At 40.5% G+C, this 18,626-nt stretch carries 16 protein-coding genes; 7 read left to right on the forward strand and 9 right to left on the reverse strand.

What is annotated here, in order from left to right; genetic code table 11:
- Positions 1–744 precede the first annotated feature (744 nt).
- Positions 745–1,533, reverse strand: coding sequence for a 2-(1,2-epoxy-1,2-dihydrophenyl)acetyl-CoA isomerase PaaG (gene paaG / locus GJV03_RS14555; protein ID WP_154130376.1), 789 nt, complete (start codon positions 1,531–1,533; stop codon positions 745–747).
- Positions 1,534–1,573: 40 nt separating this feature from the next.
- Positions 1,574–3,376 (reverse strand): acyl-CoA dehydrogenase C-terminal domain-containing protein, encoded by a 1,803-nt coding sequence (locus tag GJV03_RS14560; protein WP_154130377.1) that lies wholly within the window; start codon positions 3,374–3,376, stop codon positions 1,574–1,576.
- A gap of 329 nt (positions 3,377–3,705) precedes the next feature.
- On the opposite strand from GJV03_RS14560, the gene GJV03_RS14565 reads away from it, so the two are divergent.
- On the forward strand, positions 3,706–4,140 hold the full coding sequence (locus GJV03_RS14565; RefSeq protein ID WP_004721448.1) for a PaaI family thioesterase: 435 nt from the start codon (positions 3,706–3,708) through the stop codon (positions 4,138–4,140).
- A 25-nt stretch (positions 4,141–4,165) separates the two neighbouring features.
- Here GJV03_RS14565 and GJV03_RS14570 read toward each other — a convergent pair whose 3' ends face one another.
- Genes GJV03_RS14570 through GJV03_RS14595 form a run of 6 tightly spaced genes read right to left on the reverse strand, consistent with a single transcriptional unit; the run spans position 4,166 to position 10,627 of the window.
- On the reverse strand, positions 4,166–5,374 hold the full coding sequence (locus GJV03_RS14570; protein ID WP_154130378.1) for an MFS transporter: 1,209 nt from the start codon (positions 5,372–5,374) through the stop codon (positions 4,166–4,168).
- 18 nt (positions 5,375–5,392) lie between these two features.
- Positions 5,393–6,709 (reverse strand): outer membrane trimeric porin-like protein DcaP, encoded by a 1,317-nt coding sequence (gene dcaP / locus GJV03_RS14575; protein WP_004721452.1) that lies wholly within the window; start codon positions 6,707–6,709, stop codon positions 5,393–5,395.
- A gap of 41 nt (positions 6,710–6,750) precedes the next feature.
- Positions 6,751–7,404 carry a 3-oxoacid CoA-transferase subunit B gene (locus GJV03_RS14580; RefSeq protein ID WP_034614881.1) on the reverse strand — a complete coding sequence of 218 codons (654 nt, stop codon included), beginning with the start codon at positions 7,402–7,404 and terminating at the stop codon, positions 6,751–6,753.
- Positions 7,404–8,072, reverse strand: coding sequence for a 3-oxoacid CoA-transferase subunit A (locus tag GJV03_RS14585; RefSeq protein ID WP_154130379.1), 669 nt, complete (start codon positions 8,070–8,072; stop codon positions 7,404–7,406). Before GJV03_RS14585 ends, GJV03_RS14580 begins: the two co-directional genes overlap by 1 nt.
- Before the next feature lie 47 nt (positions 8,073–8,119).
- Positions 8,120–9,415, reverse strand: coding sequence for an MFS transporter (locus tag GJV03_RS14590; RefSeq protein ID WP_016539715.1), 1,296 nt, complete (start codon positions 9,413–9,415; stop codon positions 8,120–8,122).
- A 57-nt stretch (positions 9,416–9,472) separates the two neighbouring features.
- Positions 9,473–10,627, reverse strand: coding sequence for an acyl-CoA dehydrogenase family protein (locus GJV03_RS14595; RefSeq protein WP_154130380.1), 1,155 nt, complete (start codon positions 10,625–10,627; stop codon positions 9,473–9,475).
- A gap of 312 nt (positions 10,628–10,939) precedes the next feature.
- On the opposite strand from GJV03_RS14595, the gene GJV03_RS14600 reads away from it, so the two are divergent.
- From GJV03_RS14600 to GJV03_RS14625, 6 genes are all read left to right on the forward strand, one after another.
- Positions 10,940–11,728, forward strand: coding sequence for an enoyl-CoA hydratase (locus GJV03_RS14600; protein ID WP_154130381.1), 789 nt, complete (start codon positions 10,940–10,942; stop codon positions 11,726–11,728).
- A gap of 29 nt (positions 11,729–11,757) precedes the next feature.
- Positions 11,758–12,519, forward strand: a complete 762-nt coding sequence (locus GJV03_RS14605) for an SDR family oxidoreductase (protein ID WP_154130382.1) — start codon at positions 11,758–11,760, stop codon at positions 12,517–12,519.
- Between the two features lie 89 nt (positions 12,520–12,608).
- Positions 12,609–14,132, forward strand: a complete 1,524-nt coding sequence (locus GJV03_RS14610; protein WP_154130383.1) for a 3-hydroxyacyl-CoA dehydrogenase — start codon at positions 12,609–12,611, stop codon at positions 14,130–14,132.
- A gap of 14 nt (positions 14,133–14,146) precedes the next feature.
- Positions 14,147–15,352 (forward strand): 3-oxoadipyl-CoA thiolase, encoded by a 1,206-nt coding sequence (locus GJV03_RS14615; protein WP_154130384.1) that lies wholly within the window; start codon positions 14,147–14,149, stop codon positions 15,350–15,352.
- A gap of 121 nt (positions 15,353–15,473) precedes the next feature.
- Entirely contained in the window at positions 15,474–16,316 is an 843-nt protein-coding gene (locus tag GJV03_RS14620; RefSeq protein WP_004721464.1) for an IclR family transcriptional regulator, read from the forward strand.
- Positions 16,317–16,405: 89 nt separating this feature from the next.
- Positions 16,406–17,581 (forward strand): MFS transporter, encoded by a 1,176-nt coding sequence (locus tag GJV03_RS14625; protein ID WP_151957089.1) that lies wholly within the window; start codon positions 16,406–16,408, stop codon positions 17,579–17,581.
- Between the two features lie 63 nt (positions 17,582–17,644).
- Here the strand turns inward: GJV03_RS14625 and GJV03_RS14630 are convergent, their stop codons facing one another.
- Positions 17,645–18,616 (reverse strand): nitronate monooxygenase family protein, encoded by a 972-nt coding sequence (locus GJV03_RS14630; RefSeq protein ID WP_004721466.1) that lies wholly within the window; start codon positions 18,614–18,616, stop codon positions 17,645–17,647.
- Positions 18,617–18,626 lie beyond the last annotated feature (10 nt).

Here is an 18,626-nt window from a genome sequence, read left to right on the forward strand (position 1 = left end):
GGAATCAGGATCATTGACCTTCCCGCTCCAAAATTGAATCAACATTTCAAAGCACCCCAAGCAACAATTTCAGACTGGACGTTGTTGCTCATTTTTGAACTATATCAAAAATGCCCATTAGCTTTTAGATTGTTCGAAAATTCGAATAGACATGCCAAGTTTCATATCATTATTGTTCTACTAAAAACAGTTATCCTTGTCTTATTCGCTACTTTAATCATTAAGTCGCCCAAATAAGGGAAGTATTATGCTCAACAATAAAATAAAGTTAAAACAAATGTGGTAAAGCAACTTCGATATGATGAATGAAAATATAAATAATCTCTAATTCAAATGGTGACCCAATATGCGAACTTTCTATACGATTCTCATCGGTATAATGCTACTCCTTGCAATTCTTTTTATAAGTCGAATATTACGTGGTCGCTTTAGTCCAACATTATTTTTTATTCTGTTCATCTTGATTTGGTTTGTAGCAATGAGCTGGAATATGTATATGGGCATACAAGCAGGATATGCGGTTAAAGAAGAATTCTTAATATTTTTACTTAATTTTGGTATTCCTTCTCTTCTCGCAACTTACTTCATATATAAAAAATAAAAGCTCTATTTAGCTTACTAAGGTTAAAAACCATCATGTAAACAACGATCAAAACTAGTGATTAATTATTGTAAAGCACTCTCTAAAGAGAGTGCTTTTTGAGTTAATTTTTACTGGTTAAACATGATTAGGCATAGATTTAATCAATTAAAATTAGCTTTCCTTTTTTCGATAAAAGCCGCAACACCCTCTTTATAATTGTCTGATTGTCCAGCAATACGCTGTAACTCTCGTTCCAACTGTAACTGTTCAGCCAAAGTATTTTGCGAGGCAGTATTTAAGGCCTTTTTAATTAGCGAAATCGAACTGCTTGGTTGCTCTGCCAAACGTTCTGCCAATTCAATCACGCCCTGATCAAAAGCATCATCTTCATAGACCTCCCAAATTAGCCCCCAACTCAAGGCTTTCTGAGCAGATAGCTTATCCCCGAACATGGTCAAACCTTTGGCTCGGGCAAGCCCCACCAGATGTGGCAAATTCCACGTCCCACCTGCATCTGGGATTAAACCGACTTTGCAAAAAGACTGTATAAAAGCAGCAGATTGTTTGGCCACAACAATATCGCAAGCCAAAGCCAAATTCGCACCAGCACCAGCCGCTACGCCATTGACCGCAGCCACAACAGGTTTAGCCATATTGGAAATTTTAACGACTAACGGATTATAAAATTTTTCTAAGGCAGCACCTGCATCATAATCAGCTGCGCTTATCACCTCTTTGTTTCTGGCTCTTAAATCCTGACCCGCACAGAAGCCCTTGCCTGAACCAGAGATTACAATGGCTTTAATCTCAGTAGAAACCGCCCACAGGTCTAAAATTGCAGCAATTTCACGATGCATTTGCTCATTAAAACTATTGAGCACCTCGGGACGGTTTAAGGTTAAATAGCCCACCCGATTTTCCTGCCGAATCAAAATATGTTGAAAATCCATTTATTTTTACTCATTTAAATAAAAAACAGCCTGACCCTGCTTAAAAAGCAAAGTCATCTTGTTCTAATTCCATTACCGCTTCAGCACCTGATGCAATAGCAGCCGCATGACTTTGGGTACGGTGTAATAATTTTTGAAAGAAAAATTTCGCTGTGGTTAATTTAGCCTGATAAAATTTTTCGTCCTGCGTTGCTTGGCTTAACTTTTCATCTGCTACTTGCGCCATACGTGCCCAAAGATAAGCAAACACGACATAGCTAGAGAAATACAGATAATCAACTGAAACAGCGCCAATTTCTTCTGGGTTTTGCTGTGCTTTTTTGGCAACACTGTCTGTGATTGATAACCACTGTTGCTTGAGTTCCGTCAGTTTTTCCAGATAAGCTGCCAATACGGTATTTGATTGATTGGCTGTAATAAACTGTTCTATTAAATCAGTCATATTTTTTAATAGTTTGCCATCCGACTTGAGCACCTTACGTGCCAGCAAATCTAAAGACTGAATCTCTGTGGTTCCCTCATACAAGGTTGAGATACGGGCATCACGAACAATTTGCTCCATGCCATGTTCAACAATAAATCCATGCCCACCAAAAATTTGTACGCCGTGTTTTGCAGCTTCATTGCCTGATTCAGTTAAAAAAGCTTTGGCAATCGGGGTTAAAAATGCCAACAATTCATCTGAGATTTTCTGTTGTTCAGGATCATTGGATGTTTCAACAATATCAACATGCTGAGCCAGAAAATACGCCAATGCGCGACCACCTTCAGAAAAGGCTTTTTGCGTCATTAACATCGAACGCACAGCTGGATGCACAATAATCGGATCAGCATTTTTATCTGGATATTTTGCGCCTGATAAAGCACGCATCGCCAAACGTTCTTTGGCATAACTCAATGCACCTTGAAATGAAATCTCCGAAGCCGCCAACCCTTGTACAGCTGTTCCAATACGTGCTGTGTTCATAAAGGTAAACATACAATTTAACCCACGGTTTTCAGGACCAATTAAATAGCCTTTGGCCCCATCAAAATTTAAAACACAGGTTGCATTGCCATGAATCCCCATCTTGTGTTCAATCGCACTACAGATAACCTTATTGCGATCTTGGCAATCACCTGCATCATCGAGGTTAAATTTAGGCACGATAAACAGTGAAATCCCTTTGGTCCCCGCTGGTGCTTGTGGTAATCGGGCTAAAACAATATGAATAATATTTTCTGACAGATCATGTTCACCAGCAGAAATGAAGATTTTTTCGCCAGTTATTGCATAACTTCCATCTGGGTTTGGTTCGGCCTTGGTGCGGATCAAACCTAAATCTGAACCGGCATGTGACTCAGTTAGACACATTGTCCCTGTCCACACGCCACTAATCAGTTTGCTTAAAAATTGTTGCTTCTGTTCTGCTGTGCCATGATGTTCAATGGTGCGCATTGCACCATGCGATAAGCCTGGATACATTGCCCAAGCCCAGTTAGAACCACACAGCATTTCTGAGATTGCAATACGCAATAATGTGGGTAGACCTTGACCGCCATATTCAGGATCCGCCGTCAGTGAGGTAAAACCCAATTCAGTATATTTATGATAAGCCTGTTTAAATCCCGCTGGGGTTGTAACAACACCCTGATTTAAATGACAACCTTCCTGATCACCATTTTGATTGATGGATGCAAGCTCATTTTCACAAAAGTCTGCTGCGGCATCTAAATATTGATTGATCAATTCACGACTGACCGTTTCCTGATATTTGGGTAGTTTTTGGTAGTTTTCTTCTGTTTGCAGCATTTCATGCAATACAAATTGCATATCACGCAGTGGTGCTTTGTATAAAGGCATAGTGTTTCCCTTTCAGTTCTTCTGCCGATGATGCAGATAGAGATGATTTCCCTTGGATGACAATTTTATTTTACGATTGCTTAAAAATATCAAATAAATTTCTTATTGCAAAATTTATTTTCATTTTCATTAGATAAATTTATTCAAAAATACCACCAAAAATATGACAAACCGACACAACAAGCTGTATTTGAACAATAATATTTAAATAAATAAAAATTCAAGTATAATATTTGATTAAAAAATAATTTTGTATAGCAAAATATTATTTCGTAAAATTAAATTTTATAGTATGGTAATTAGATCGCTTAACACTCCAAGGATGATTTATGGATAACCCTCAATACACAGGTCTTGAATTCTTAACTGCTTTAAAAAATGGTGAAATTTCAGCGTCGCCCATGGCGCAAACCATTCCTATGCAGTTAATCGAAGTTTCTAAAGGCAAAGCGACGTATAAGGTTACGCCAAGTCAAGCGCATCGAAATATACAAGGAACAATCCATGGCGGTTTTTGTGCGACTGCTTTAGATACTGCAACGGGAAGTGCAGCACATACCTTGCTGGAACATGGCATGGGTTATGGCACGATTGATCTCAATGTGAAAATGATTCGCCCAATGCAGATCGATACCGCCTACTACGCACAAGCTGAACTGATTAATGCTGGACGTAATATCATTACCACAGAAGGTAAAATTGTGGATGAAAATGGCAAAATTTATGCTTTTGCGACGGCAACACTGATGATCATACGAAAATAATAAAAAGACTAAGCCCTTTTACGGCTTAGTCTTTTATCACTGTTTTCTTCATGACATAAAAATCTATTCGGTCAATTATAAAACTTAGAATTGCCATGGCTAAACCCACAGCCACACAGACACTCCATCCCCAATGTTTCCACGTGTAGACCGCAACCAAAGAACCCAACGCAGCACCACCAAAATACAATGTCATATAAATAGAATTAATTCGAGAACGTGCTTGTGCTGAAATTCGATAGACCAGATTTTGGTTAAGTACATGAAAGGCCGATAAACCAAAATAAGCCAAAATCACACCTCCTGCATAAGCCAGCAAAGACTGTTGGGCAAAAAACAGTGGAATCCATGCCAGTACCAATAACCACATACAAATCAGTGCAACTTCATTTTCCAATCCTTTGGCAATTTGTTTTCCCGCCCAAGGGGTTGCAAACACACCCGCCAAACCAACTATGCCAAATAAGCCAATTTGGAAATCATTAAAATGATAAGGCGCATTGGCAAGAATAAAAGTCATGGTGGTAAAGATCAACGCCAATATACCGAAGCCGATCCCACCTGCCAGACCGCGGCGAATTAAATGTGGCTGATCAACGGCCAATGTAAACAATGAACGATAAATTTGCAGCACTGTTAATTGATGAGATTTTCGAGCAACGGGTAATTTAAGCCACATCACTACTGCAAAAGCTAAAATCACAATACCACTGAGTAAATACACCGCATGCCATGACCAAACGGTCGAAAGTAAGCCTGCGATTGATCTGGCCAAGAGAATGCCTAAAAACAAGCCACTCATCAGTGTTCCGACAATTTGCGGGCTTTTTTGAGGGCTCGCCAAACCAGCAGCAAATGGCACCAAGACTTGTGTCGTAATCGAAAAGAAGGTGGCTAAAAAGGTAAAACCATACAATACGGGCAAACTTTGACTTAAAGAAAGTCCGATCTGGGCGAAACCTGTGCAGCACATCAACAAACAAATATAGCTACGCTTTTCAAAAAAATCACCGAGCGGCACCAAGATAAACAGACCAACGGCATAAGAGAGTTGGCCGATCACAATTGTTAAAGCGACTTGCTCTGCATTGACCTGTAAGGCTTCTGCAATAGAATAAATCAAAGGCTGGTTATAATAGTTCGAACCTGCACAAATTCCACATGCCATTGCCATGATGAAAATAAAACTTTTTGACAAGATATGCGTTGTGTCAGGTTGAACTATTTTTTCCATTCCGCAGCTCACCTTATTTTAGAATTTGTACATCGACACAAAGTTAATGCGGGAAACATCTGCTGTTCTTCCATCAAACACTTCACGCTTACCTTGATGATATTCCATACCAATATCAATTTGCTCAGCAGGTGAATAAAACAGATTAGCTGCATAATCCGTTAAACGCTTATTTGCGTCAGGATTGAGTTTTGCATAGGCTGAATCATCATCAAAATCAAAAATCGATGCAGATAAATTTGCACGCCATTGCGGATTAAATTTATATGAATAGCCAATATTTAAGCTATTGAGTTTATTCATCTCTAAATCTGTTTTTTGCGCATTTAAAGAAAAATCACCTGCCGCATTTAAACTGGTTGCATTTGTCAGGCCAGTTTGTGTGGTATATGGCATGAATTTTTGATCACCCACGATATATTGATAATTCGCCTGTACAGATTGCGCTGGGCTTAGTTGGTATTTTAAACCAGCACCCGCGCCCCAACTGACTTTTTTAACCGTATCTTTCGCAACATCTACTGATTTTTCATTGACAAAACCTTGAGCCAAAGCCGTTAAGGCACCTTCTTTTACCGTATATCGACCTGTCAATGTCGGGAATGCTGAAACCCGAGATCCGGTGTATTCCAATGCGACTTTTAAATCACTCTTGCCATTTATCTTCCAGTCATAGCGCACTTGAGGTGTACGGGTATAAGAGGTTCCCATAAACTGAGTATAATCGACGGACTCTGTACGTGTTTCCATATTGGACATCAAAGACCATGTTTGACCGAAAGTCCAATCTTTATAAGTAAAGAAAGCATGACGAATACGGAATTTACCATCGCCTGTACCCATGTTGGCACTGTCAAAGAAATCGGCTTCAATATTTCCTGTTACAGCCTTATCTGGACTGTTGAAATACACCCCGATTCGACTGGCATTGATCATGGCATCTGAGCGGGCATGATCGGAACGCTTGTCACTTTCAAACGGAGTACGGTTTAAGCTATTGGTGGTTCTTCCTCCCGAATCTGGTGAGGACTTAAAATCAACTGCAGCATCAAGTCGAGCAATTCCATAGACTTTAACATTGTCGGTCCAAGTCACCCACGAAGGTGCTATTGGTTTCGCGGTTTCAAGTGCTTTATTTTTTTCTACATTTTCTTCAATTTTTGCTTGTTTGACCTGCAAATTATTTTGTGACAGCTTTTGAGCTTCGAGTTCTGCTTTGAGTTTTTGCAGCTCTGTCTCTAACAAATTAATCCGTTGTTCTGCTGTCACTGGTGAATTTGCAAAAATAGTCCCTGAAGCCACAGCGCAAGCTGTAGCTAAAATTAATTTTTTCATCTTTTAATCCTTAAAGAAGCTTTTTTTCCTACGCTTATAAACTAAGCGTCTCGTGCATCTATCAACGGACAGCCCGTTACTGCCTGTAATTCATCAAAACTCAGTCCCGAAACCATTTCAGTGACATAGGCTTTGTGATCTTTTAATTCAATAATGCATAAATCGGTATAAATACGATCTACACACTGTTCCCCTGTAATGGGATAACTCAATGCATCGACAATTTTAGCTTCGCCCTTTTTGGTGACATGCTCCATATAGACATAAATTGACTTGGCTCCCACCGCTAAATCCATTGCACCACCTACAGCGGGAACATCATCAGCTTTGCCAGTATGCCAATTGGCTAAATCGCCATTCACTGCAACCTGAAAAGCACCAATCACGCAGATATCCAGATGCCCACCACGCATAATGTCAAATGAATCTCCATGATGCATAAAGCAACCACCATCCAATAAAGTCACTAACTCCTTTCCAGCATTGACCAAGTCCTCATCTTCTTCACCTGCTTTGGGTGGTGGGCCAAAGGCCAAAACCCCATTTTCTGAGTGCAGAAAGATTTCTTTGTCTTGAGGTAAATACTTCGCAACGTTGGTGGGTAAACCAATACCTAAATTGACATAAGCTCCTTCGGGAATATCCTGAGCAATCAACTGAGCGATATCTTCACGAGAACGTTTTTGAACTGACATTAGATATCTCCTACTTTGACAACATGCTGTACAAAAATCCCAGGTGTGATAATGCACTCAGGATCAAGGCTTCCTAGATCTACCGTATGATTCACTTGAACAATGGTTGTTTTTGCCGCTTTTGCCATAATCGGGCCAAAGTTCCGTGCTGCCTTACGATAGGTCAAATTCCCCCAACGATCGGCTTGATCGGCATAAATCAACGCAAAGTCAGCTTCAAGCGGATACTCAAGTACATAGTTTCGACCATTAATGGTTCTGGTTTCTTTGCCTTCTGCGACTTTTGTGCCATAGCCTGTCGGTGTAAATATTGCACCTAGACCTGCACCTGCCGCTTGAATACGACAGGCTAAGTTGCCCTGTGGAACCAGTTCTAATTCAATCTTTCCTGCACGATATAAGTCTTGAAATACGCTCGAACCCGCTGACTTTGGAAATGAACTGATCATTTTTCTGACACAACCTGCAATGATCAGCTTGGTCAAACCTCGATCACCAGAGGCAGCATTGTTATTGACAATGGTCAGCTCTTTTTTACCTAAATCGATCAAGGCTTCAATCAGTTCCGCAGGCTGACCTGTCACACCAAAACCACTGGTCATGATGGTTGCACCATCAGGAATTGCCTTTAAAATCGGTTCAATGTCACTGGTGATTTTATTTATCATTTCGCTTGTCCCTTTTCATCCTTAAATTGACGTGACAGGTCAAATTGTCACTCTGCCTTTTGCGGGTTAAATAGTCGGTCTTTAATAAATAACAATGGAATTACACCGCATATAAAGTACGCCCCAGCCATCACCAACAGTCCTAAACCAATCGAACCATGTTGTGATAAATAACCGATGGTTAATGGAGAGAAAATTGAAAGCACTTTACCAATGTTATACGCACCGCCAACCGCCGAGCCTCGAATTGAGGTTGGAAAACTTTCAGTCATATATGTAGCATTGATTGCATACGGTATGCCGTATAGAAAACCAAAGAACAGCATGAGCCATAAAATATTGGCAGGCGTGTTAAGGTAAACAATCACGGGAATAAATAGAGCTGTGCCAATTGTGCCGAATGCAAATACAGCGCGGCGACCCAATTTATCCGCAATAATCCCAGCAATAATTTTGGCAAACATCATGATTAAGAAAGTGCCGACCATATACATCGCCATTTCTTTAAACTTGATTCCTAGATCAGATTCCAAATAAGCCGGCAGCCAGTTACTCACCCCGTAATAACCAAATTGCAAAGCACCAGTACTCAAAATCCACAGCACAAACATGGTGCCATGTTTCTTATCTTTCAAAATTTCCCAATACGGATTCTGACGTTTAACAGGCTGTGCATTTTGTGGCGTTGCAATGACTTTTAATTGACGTGCTTTTTTCCATGACTCAGGCTCAGGTACGATAAAATGCATCAGTACTGATAAAATAATCGGGGTAATTGCAAGCCAATACAGGAAACGCCAGCCATGTTCAGGAATAATATGACCTGCCAACAAAGTCGCAAGTAAAGACCCCAAGGTATAGCCCGTCATCAGTGTTGCCAACACTGTAGAACGATGTTTGGTCGGTACCATTTCAGACATTAAAATATTACAGGCAATATAAAGTGCGCCTAAGCCCATTGCACCGACTGTTCTTAAAATCGCAAATTGCATATATGAATGCGTAAAACCCAATGCACAGGTCAGAACAGAAGAAAAAGCAATAAAGAATACGATCACGCGTACTCGGCCAAAGCGATCACAAGCCCATCCACCGACTAACCCCCCCACAGCGGAACCTAACAAAGTCAAACTGCCCAATGTCCCTGCTTGTACACCACTCAAATGAAACTCGGCCTTTAAACTGGTCAAACTTAATGCTAAAAAGCCTAAATCTGCGCCATCACAAAGCAAAGTAAAAAATGCAAAGATAAAGGCCGTAATCCAAATCTTTTTGGGTGTCTGAATCACCTCTCCAGCACCATTATTACCGCTATTATTTTGTGTAACTGTTTCCGTTGTCATGTCCATATCCTCAGAAGGAATATGAGGCATCCCCTGCCTCATGGCATCTAATTGTTATTAGGCTGTAGCGTCCCTAATCATGTTTTTTGCGATAATCAATTGTTGAACTTGCGTGGTTCCTTCATATAAACGGAACAAACGCACATCACGATAAAAACGTTCAATGGCATATTCACTGATATAACCAGCACCACCGTGAATTTGTACGCAGCGATCTGCGACCCGACCACACATTTCAGTGGCAAACATTTTTGAACAAGATGCTTCTGTACTAATGTTTTCACCATTATCACGGCGTCGCGCAGCATCGAGCACCATACATTTTGCCGCGTAAATCTCAGCTTTTGAGTCTGCAAGCATGGCTTGGATCAATTGAAAATTAGCAATCGGCTGACCAAATTGTTTACGCTCAATGGCATAGTGAAGTGCGTCATTTAACATCCGTTCAGCCACACCGACGCTATATGCACCAATATGTAAACGACCTTTATCTAAAACCTTCATGGCTGTTTTAAAACCTATACCTTCAATTCCGCCAATCAGTGCTGATGCTGGAACGCGGCAGTTTTCAAAAATCACATCACAAGTATGAGAACCTTTTTGTCCCATCTTTTGATCGATTTTTCCCAAACTAATCCCAGGCGTATTGGCTTCAACTAAAAATGCAGAAATACCACTTGCGCCTTTAATATCAGGGTTGGTCCGCGCCATCACGGTAAAAGTAGCAGCATGTGGTGCATTGGTAATAAAGCGTTTGGTACCATTTAAAACGTAAAAATCACCATCCTTGACCGCACTGGTTTTTAAAGAGGCGGCATCTGAACCTGCCTCAGGTTCGGTTAAGCAAAATGAACCAATAATTTCACCGCTGGAATAACGAGGAAGATATTTTTGTTTTTGTTCTTCTGTGCCATCAATCAAAATCGCACTTGAACCAATACCATTGTTGGTACCAATCAGTGAACGGAATGCTGGTGAAGTTTGTCCAAGTTCAAATGCAACATTCACCTCCTCTTCCATGGTAATTCCCAATCCACCATATTCTTCTGGAATGGTTAACCCAAACAAACCTAATTCACGCATTTGTTGCACGATATCCTCAGGAATTTTGTCCTGCTCGGCAACCTCATGTTCACGTGGAATCAATTCATTTTTTACAAAGTCACGAATTGTTGTGAGCAACTGTTGCAACATTCCTTCATCACGGATCATCTATGATCTCCCTTCTTTTGTAGCTTCATTGCATCCATCAGCTATTCCAGCTGGGTAATGGATACCCTGTTTTAAATCTTGTTTACTGCGAATATGTTTCATAGTACGAGATTAAAAACACAAATTTCAAGCTTTTTTGAAAATTAATTTCATTAAGCGAAATTTTATAATCTACCAATATTAAATATCAATCACTTAGAAAAATATGCTGACGATAAAGTGCCAAGAGGAATAAAAAATACTTGAAATAAATTTCAAAACACGCATTATTAAAGAAACATAGTTTTGATCTGCGAAACAAGGAATCAAAAAATGAGTGAAATAACAGGGAACAGTTTCATTGAAGTTGACTATTCTGTTCAGAAAGTAGCGATCGTGAAGATTAATCGTCCAGAGGCTAAAAATGCCTTAAATACACAGGTACGTCAGCAACTGGCTCAAGTGTTTACTGAGTTAAGTTTTAATGACCAGATCAATGCCATTGTGCTTACAGGTGGTGAAGAAGTTTTTGCCGCAGGGGCAGACTTAAAAGAAATGGCAAGCGCAACCTCTACAGAAATGTTGCTACGTCATACAGAACGTTATTGGAATGCAATTGCGCAATGCCCTAAACCCGTAATTGCTGCTGTAAATGGTTATGCACTGGGTGGCGGTTGTGAACTTGCCATGCATAGCGACATTATTATTGCGGGTAAAGGGGCAACTTTTGGTCAACCTGAAATTAAAGTCGGTTTAATGCCTGGCGCTGGTGGAACCCAACGTCTCTTCCGTGCAGTGGGTAAATTCCACGCGATGCGTATGATCATGACGGGTGTAATGGTCAAAGCAGAAGAAGCATATAGCATTGGACTGGTTTCCCAAGTTACTGAAGATGACCAGACCATCCCAACTGCTATTCAAATGGCGCAAAATCTGGCAAAAATGCCACCAATTGCCTTACAACAAATCAAAGAAGTTGCATTAATGAGCGAAGATGTTCCATTAAATGCAGGTTTGGCATTGGAGCGTAAATCATTTCAATTGTTGTTTTCGACCGAAGATAAAAATGAAGGCATTCAAGCATTTATTGAAAAGCGTAAACCATCATATCAAGGCAAATAAGTTTAATCGATAACAACAATGGAATAGAAATGGCTAGAAAAGTATTGATTAGTGCAGGCGGTTCAGGAATTGGACGATGTATTGCAGAAGCATTCTTAGCACATCACGATGAAGTTTTCGTTTGTGATATCAATGCAGAAAGCTTAGCGCAATTCCAAAAGTCCTATCCTGCACTACATATTTATGCATGTGATTTATCTAACCATGATGAAATCAAATCTATGTTTAGTGATGCCATCAGCAAACTCGGGCATATTGATGTTCTGGTCAATAATACAGGGATTTCTGGTCCAACCATCGCAGCAGAAGAACTGAGTTTTGCTGACTGGAGTGCAGTATTAAACCTTAATTTAAATAGTACCTTTGCCATCACCCAACTTGCCATCCCCTTTTTAAAACAGTCGGAAGCAGGTGTCATTATCAATATGTCATCGATCGCTGGACGTTTGGGCTATCCATATCGTTTGGCTTACGCGACCTCTAAATGGGGATTAATTGGTTTTACCAAAACATTGTCGATGGAACTTGGTGCAGACAATATTCGAGTCAATGCCATACTTCCAGGTGCAGTGGATGGGGAACGTGTTCAACGGGTGTTACAAGCGCGTGCAGATGTCGCTCAAACTTCTTTGGATGCCGTTACGCAAAATGCACTTAAAAATCAATCGCTCAAATATTTTGTCAATCCAAAGCATATTGCCGATTTGTGTATATTTTTAGCCTCGGAAAGCGGTTGCTCTATTTCTGGACAAATTTTACCAATTGATGGTGATAAACAATGTCTGAGTTAACCCACCAGACTGTACTGGTTTCTTTCGTTTCTATTTTTTTCCGTCTCTAATTTTTCGTTTAATCTGGATCAGTTATCAGGATGATCGACATGACTTATGATATTCAAAGCATGGCTGTAATTGGTGTTGGTATTATGGGCAGCGGTATTGCTCAAATTGCCGCACAATCAGGTCATACCACCTATTTATATGATACCAAAGAAGGTGCTGCGCTACAGGCCAAAGAAAAGCTGGCAGCAACTTTTCAAAAGCTGGTCGATAAAAATAAAATCAGCGCTGAACAGGCGGAAAATGCCAACAAACATTTGATCGTTGCAGCGCAACTTGAAGATTTAAAAGCCTGCGACTTGATTGTGGAAGCGATTATTGAGCGTTTAGATATTAAACAAGCGTTGATGCAACAACTTGAAGAGATCGTTTCAGACACCACTATTTTAGCCTCAAATACTTCATCGCTTTCAATCACAGCCATTGCAGCAAACTGTAAAAAACCACAACGTGTAGTCGGTTTCCATTTCTTTAATCCGGTACCCCTGATGAAAGTTGTGGAAGTAATCCAAGGATTAAAAACGGATCCACGCATTGTAGATGCATTAAATGAGTTGTCACGTGCATTTGGTCATCGACCTGTTGTTGCCAAAGATACCCCAGGATTTATTATTAATCATGCGGGGCGCGCCTATGGCACCGAAGCGTTAAAAATCTTAAATGAAAACGTCTGTGACATCAGTGAAATTGACCGCATTTTAAGAGATGGTGTTGGTTTTAGAATGGGACCATTCGAACTCATGGATTTAACAGGACTGGATGTATCACATCCTGTAATGGAGTCGATTTATCATCAATACTATGAAGAAGCCCGTTACAAGCCCAATCCATTGACCAAACAAATGCTTGTAGCCAAACAACTTGGGCGTAAAGTTAATCAAGGCTTTTACCACTATGAAACAGGCACAAAAACAGGTGAAAAACCCGCACAGTTTGTTGAGCGTTTAACAGACTATCCAAAAGTTTGGATTGCAGCTGATTTTGCTGAAGATAAACAACAACTGGAAGATTATTTAATCCAGCAAAATATTGTCTTAGATACAGGTTTAGAACCATTACCTGAGAGTTTATGTTTACTCGCTTGCTACGGTGAAGATACCACCCAAGCAGCGACACGTTTAAAAGTCAATCCACAACAAGCTGTTGGCATAGATATGCTATATGGCATAAGCAAACATAGAACGTTAATGCCGTCACTGGCGACAAGCACTGAGTATCGTCAAGCAGCCCACTCTATGTTTAATTTAGATGGTGCTATGGTCAGCATGATCGCTGAAAGTATTGGCTTCGTGGCACAACGTGTTTTAGCCATGGTGATTAATTTAGGTTGTGATATTGCACAACAAAATATTGCCAGTGTCGATGATATCAATGCCGCAGTCCGTTTAGGTTTAGGCTATCCATTTGGCCCTATTGAATGGGGTGATCATATCGGTAGCCAAAAAATCTTACTCATTCTCAATCGTATCTCAACACTGACCTATGACCCACGCTATCGCCCTAGCCCATGGTTACAACGTCGTGTCGCATTAAATTTACCGCTTACTTTTAATTCTGGATTTTGAAAAGGAACTTCTCAATGTTAAATGCCTATATTTATGATGGTTTACGTAGCCCGATTGGTCGTCATGCAGGTGAGCTTGCTTCAGTACGTCCAGATGATTTAGCTGCGGCAGTTTTACAAAAGCTTCTTGAAAAAACTGGGGTTCCGGGTGCAGCGATTGAAGATGTTATTTTAGGCGATACCAACCAAGGTGGTGAAGATAGCCGTAACGTTGCCAGAAATGCCCTATTAATCGCGGGCTTACCTGTGACTGTTCCTGGCCAAACTGTAAACCGTTTATGTGCAAGTGGTTTGGGTGCTGTAATTGATTCTGCACGCGCCATCACCTGTGGCGAAGGCGACTTATATATTGCAGGTGGTGTAGAAAGCATGTCACGTGCCCCATTTGTGATGGGTAAAGCTGAATCTGCCTATAGTCGTGATGCCAAAATTTACGACACCACAATTGGCTCACGCTTTCCAAACAAAAAGCTGATTGCGCAATACGGTGGTCATTCAATGCCTGAAACTGGTGACAATGTCGCGCTTGAGTTTGGCATCACCCGTGAACAAGCAGATTTATTTGCTGCCCAATCACAAGCAAAGTACCAAACAGCCAAACAAGACGGCTTTTTTACTGATGAAATTACCCCAATTGAAGTCTTTCAAGGCAAAAAGTTACCGCCAAAGCTGGTTTCTGAAGATGAGCACCCTCGCCCAAGCTCAACGGTTGAAGCATTAACCAAATTAAAACCATTATTTGAAGGTGGTGTCGTCACTGCTGGAAATGCATCGGGTATTAACGATGGTGCTGCTGCATTACTCATCGGTTCCGAAGCAGCGGGCCAAAAATATGGCTTAAAGCCAATGGCAAAAATCTTGTCAGCAGCAGCAGCAGGTATTGAACCTCGTATTATGGGTGCTGGCCCAATCGAAGCAATCAAAAAAGCCGTTGCACGTGCAGGGCTAACTTTAGATGATATGGATATCATTGAAATCAATGAAGCTTTTGCTTCACAAGTATTATCTTGCTTAAAAGGTTTAGATGTTGATTTTAATGATCCGCGTGTCAACCCAAATGGTGGTGCAATTGCCATTGGCCACCCACTTGGGGCTTCTGGTGCACGTCTTGCACTGACAGTTTCGCGTGAGCTGATCCGCCGCAATAAGAAATATGCTGTCGTTAGCTTATGTATCGGCGTAGGACAAGGCTTAGCTATGGTGATTGAAAACGTGTCATAGCATTGACTGTTTAATCACTAACCGAGTATCCATTCATCACAACAGCGCAGTGATGAATGGATTTATTTTGCAGAGCGAAATATAATAGCCAAACTGTTGCTTTATTATATTTGAGTATTGAATGTCTCAGAATTCAGAAACTGAACAACCTATAAATTTTGATGAGATACGTCTTGATCCTATTTCACATATTCATCGGGAAAATAACCCCCAATTTATCGCTTCTTTAGCACGTGGTTTAGAGCTATTACGTTGTTTTTCTGCCAATAATCAAGTCTTGGGTAACCAAGAACTGGCAAAAATGACGGGTTTACCAAAACCAACCATTGCGCGGATAACCAATACCTTAGTGTCATTAGGCTATTTAAAACAACTACCTAATTCCACCAAATATACCTTGGATATCGGTGTTTTATCTTTAGGCTATGCAGCCTTGTCCAATATTTCTATCCGTAATATTGCACATCGCTATATGGAAGAAATGAGCCAATATGTGCAAGCACCTGTTGCGATGGCAACCCGTGACCGTTTAAACATGGTCTATATCGATGTGGTTCAGATCGAAACCGCTTTAAATATGCGCCGTCCCATCGGCTCAACCCTACCCATTCACAGCAGTTCCATGGGTCGAGCTTGCTTGGCGGCTACACCTGAACGTGAGCGTAATTTTTTACTGGATGCGCTTAAACAAAAAAATGCTGAAAACTGGCCTGCAATTAAACGTTCTTTAGAACGAGCTTTCCGAGATTATCAAGATTACGGATATTGCCTTTCTTTAGGTGAATGGCATAAAGAAGTAAACTCTGTTGCTGTACCTTTAGTCAGCTCCAAACATGGTCTTTATGTGTTTAACTGCGGTGCACCAAGTTTTCATTTAAACCCTGAAAAACTTGAAGGTGAAATTGGACCCCGTTTAATCCATATGGTGCACAACATTCAAGATGCTTTGAGTGAAACGCCTTAACAACCATTTTTAAAATCAGATGCTTAAAATCAGCAGATACATGGTTGTGTGGATTAAAAGTTCCGATTTCATAATGACAAACCATAGGCATGATGAAAAACACTCTCTATACCCCAACCATTATTTTAATGGCAGTTGCAGCAGGCATCTGTACTGGTGGGAATTATTTTAGCCAACCACTGATTCATTCCATTAGTCTAAGTTTAAATTTAGCAGATACCACCACAGCATGGGTGCCTACTTTAGCGCAAATCACCTATGCAGCAGGTCTGCTGTTTTTAATGCCTTTAGGGGATATTCTCGAAAAGCGTAAGTTGTTGTTTATATTTATGCTGCTTGCCTCAATTGGGCTAATTATTAGTGGTTTTTCCCACAATATTTATCTGTTAATGTTCGGTACCATCATTACAGGGTTATTTTCTAGTTCAGCCCAACTGTTGTTACCACTGGCTGCCAGTCTGGTTCCAATTCAACATAGTGGTCGTGTTGTTGGTTTTTTACTGAGTGGGTTAATGATGGGTGTCTTATTGGCACGCTCATTATCAGGGATGATGTCGACGCTTTTTGCTTGGAATGTTATTTATCTGCTCAGCGGTTTTTTATTATTGCTCATTGCGATTATTTTGTACCGTAATATTGGCTTATTTCCTCCAACCAAATCTGAAAATTATCTCAAAACAATTCACTCACTGCCGCAAATCTTTATTCAAAATTGTCGCCTAAGAATCAGAACCTATATTGGTGGATTAACCTTTGCCTGTGTAAGCTTAACCTTTACCACCATGTCTTTACTCTTAGCTCCTGCGCCTTATTTTTTCAGTGATTTTACGATTGGCTTATTTGGGTTTGTCGGTGTTTTAGGGACATTCGTTGCCAATTTTTCAGGTAAATTTATTGATCAAGGCTATATTCATAAAATTTCGATATGTTGTGGTATCGGTCTGATTTTAAGTTGGCTATTGTTTTTGTTGCTTTCTTATAATTTTATCTTTTATATCATTGCCTTACTTATCCTTTATGCTTCGCTCTCGGCTGTTCATGTCACCAATCAGAGTATTGTCTTTAAGCTTAACCAACAATTGCGTTCACGTTTCAATGCCATCTATATGACAGGTTATTTCGCTGGCGGTGCTTTAGGGACCACGAGTGGAAGCTATGCATGGAAACATTTTGGCTGGACAGGTGTATGTATCTTGGGCTTAGTTTTTGCCCTGCTGTGTCTATATTATTGTCTTGCAGATGCTAAAAATCAGCACAATTCATAGTGTTGTGCTGATCTTTAAAAGCAGTCTTTCATCATCGAGATAAAGCTGAACTCAAATAGATGTTTATAAAAGCCCGAATAAACGTCCACGAATAATGTCTTCTGCATCTTTTACAATACGGTTGACCAGTTCATCACATGTCGGAATGTCATGGATCAGACTAGCAACCAAACCACATGACCACGCCCCAGCATTGACATCACCATCGATCATCACTTTAGGATAAACACCTGCAACTTCTTCAATGATATCTTCAAATTTAATCTGGTCACCAAGTGCTTTTTCTTTGGCTACAATTTTTTCTACAGCTGCATTATTCATAACGCGCTCAGTATTACGCAAAGCGCGCATAATTAAACGAGTATCTCTTTCTGTAGCATTCAAGATCGCCTGTTTCACATTTGCATGTACTGGCGCTTCTTGAGTTGCAATAAAACGTGTTCCCATATTAATACCATCCGCCCCCATGGCTAAAGCGGCAGCAAGTGAGCGTCCATCAGCCATACCACCTGATGCAACAAATGGAATTTCTAAGGTATCGGCAGCTAAAGGCAATAAAATCATATTCGGTACATCATCTTCACCGGGGTGCCCACCACACTCAAAACCATCGACAGAAACAGCATCACATCCAATTTTTTGAGCTTTTAGACTATGCCGAACCGAAGTACATTTATGAATCACTTTAATTCCAGCGGCCTTTAAATAAGGCATGACCTGTTCAGGATTACGACCCGCTGTTTCTACAACCTTTACCCCACCTTTAATAATTGCCTCGACAAAACCCGGATAATCAGGTGTATTGACTGTGGGTAAGAAAGTTAGATTGACACCAAAAGGCTTATCGGTCATTTCTCGACATCGGGCAATTTCTTTTGCTAGATTTTCAGGTGTTCGCTGGGTTAAACCGGTAATAATGCCTAACCCACCCGCATTTGAAACTGCAGCAGCCAGCTCGGCAAAACCGACATAATGCATACCGCCTTGAATAATCGGATGTTCAATTTCAAATAATTCTGTAATTTTGGTTTTCATATTCTTTCCA

Origin of the sequence: Acinetobacter sp. RIT698 (genome assembly GCF_009668065.1) — a bacterium.
Taxonomy (GTDB): domain Bacteria; phylum Pseudomonadota; class Gammaproteobacteria; order Pseudomonadales; family Moraxellaceae; genus Acinetobacter; species Acinetobacter guillouiae.

Excerpts from the sequence above, each read along its gene's own strand:
- GJV03_RS14570 (WP_154130378.1), bottom strand. The coding sequence starts at position 5,374 with ATGGAAAAAATAGTTCAACCTGACACAACGCATATCTTGTCAAAAAGT.
- GJV03_RS14625 (WP_151957089.1), top strand. The coding sequence starts at position 16,406 with ATGATGAAAAACACTCTCTATACCCCAACCATTATTTTAATGGCAGTT.
- paaG (WP_154130376.1), bottom strand. The coding sequence starts at position 1,533 with ATGGATTTTCAACATATTTTGATTCGGCAGGAAAATCGGGTGGGCTAT.
- GJV03_RS14605 (WP_154130382.1), top strand. The coding sequence starts at position 11,758 with ATGGCTAGAAAAGTATTGATTAGTGCAGGCGGTTCAGGAATTGGACGA.
- GJV03_RS14565 (WP_004721448.1), top strand. The coding sequence starts at position 3,706 with ATGGATAACCCTCAATACACAGGTCTTGAATTCTTAACTGCTTTAAAA.
- dcaP (WP_004721452.1), bottom strand. The coding sequence starts at position 6,709 with ATGAAAAAATTAATTTTAGCTACAGCTTGCGCTGTGGCTTCAGGGACT.
- GJV03_RS14580 (WP_034614881.1), bottom strand. The coding sequence starts at position 7,404 with ATGTCAGTTCAAAAACGTTCTCGTGAAGATATCGCTCAGTTGATTGCT.
- GJV03_RS14615 (WP_154130384.1), top strand. The coding sequence starts at position 14,147 with ATGTTAAATGCCTATATTTATGATGGTTTACGTAGCCCGATTGGTCGT.
- GJV03_RS14630 (WP_004721466.1), bottom strand. The coding sequence starts at position 18,616 with ATGAAAACCAAAATTACAGAATTATTTGAAATTGAACATCCGATTATT.
- GJV03_RS14600 (WP_154130381.1), top strand. The coding sequence starts at position 10,940 with ATGAGTGAAATAACAGGGAACAGTTTCATTGAAGTTGACTATTCTGTT.
- GJV03_RS14620 (WP_004721464.1), top strand. The coding sequence starts at position 15,474 with ATGTCTCAGAATTCAGAAACTGAACAACCTATAAATTTTGATGAGATA.
- GJV03_RS14585 (WP_154130379.1), bottom strand. The coding sequence starts at position 8,072 with ATGATAAATAAAATCACCAGTGACATTGAACCGATTTTAAAGGCAATT.
- GJV03_RS14595 (WP_154130380.1), bottom strand. The coding sequence starts at position 10,627 with ATGATCCGTGATGAAGGAATGTTGCAACAGTTGCTCACAACAATTCGT.
- GJV03_RS14560 (WP_154130377.1), bottom strand. The coding sequence starts at position 3,376 with ATGCCTTTATACAAAGCACCACTGCGTGATATGCAATTTGTATTGCAT.
- GJV03_RS14610 (WP_154130383.1), top strand. The coding sequence starts at position 12,609 with ATGACTTATGATATTCAAAGCATGGCTGTAATTGGTGTTGGTATTATG.
- GJV03_RS14590 (WP_016539715.1), bottom strand. The coding sequence starts at position 9,415 with ATGACAACGGAAACAGTTACACAAAATAATAGCGGTAATAATGGTGCT.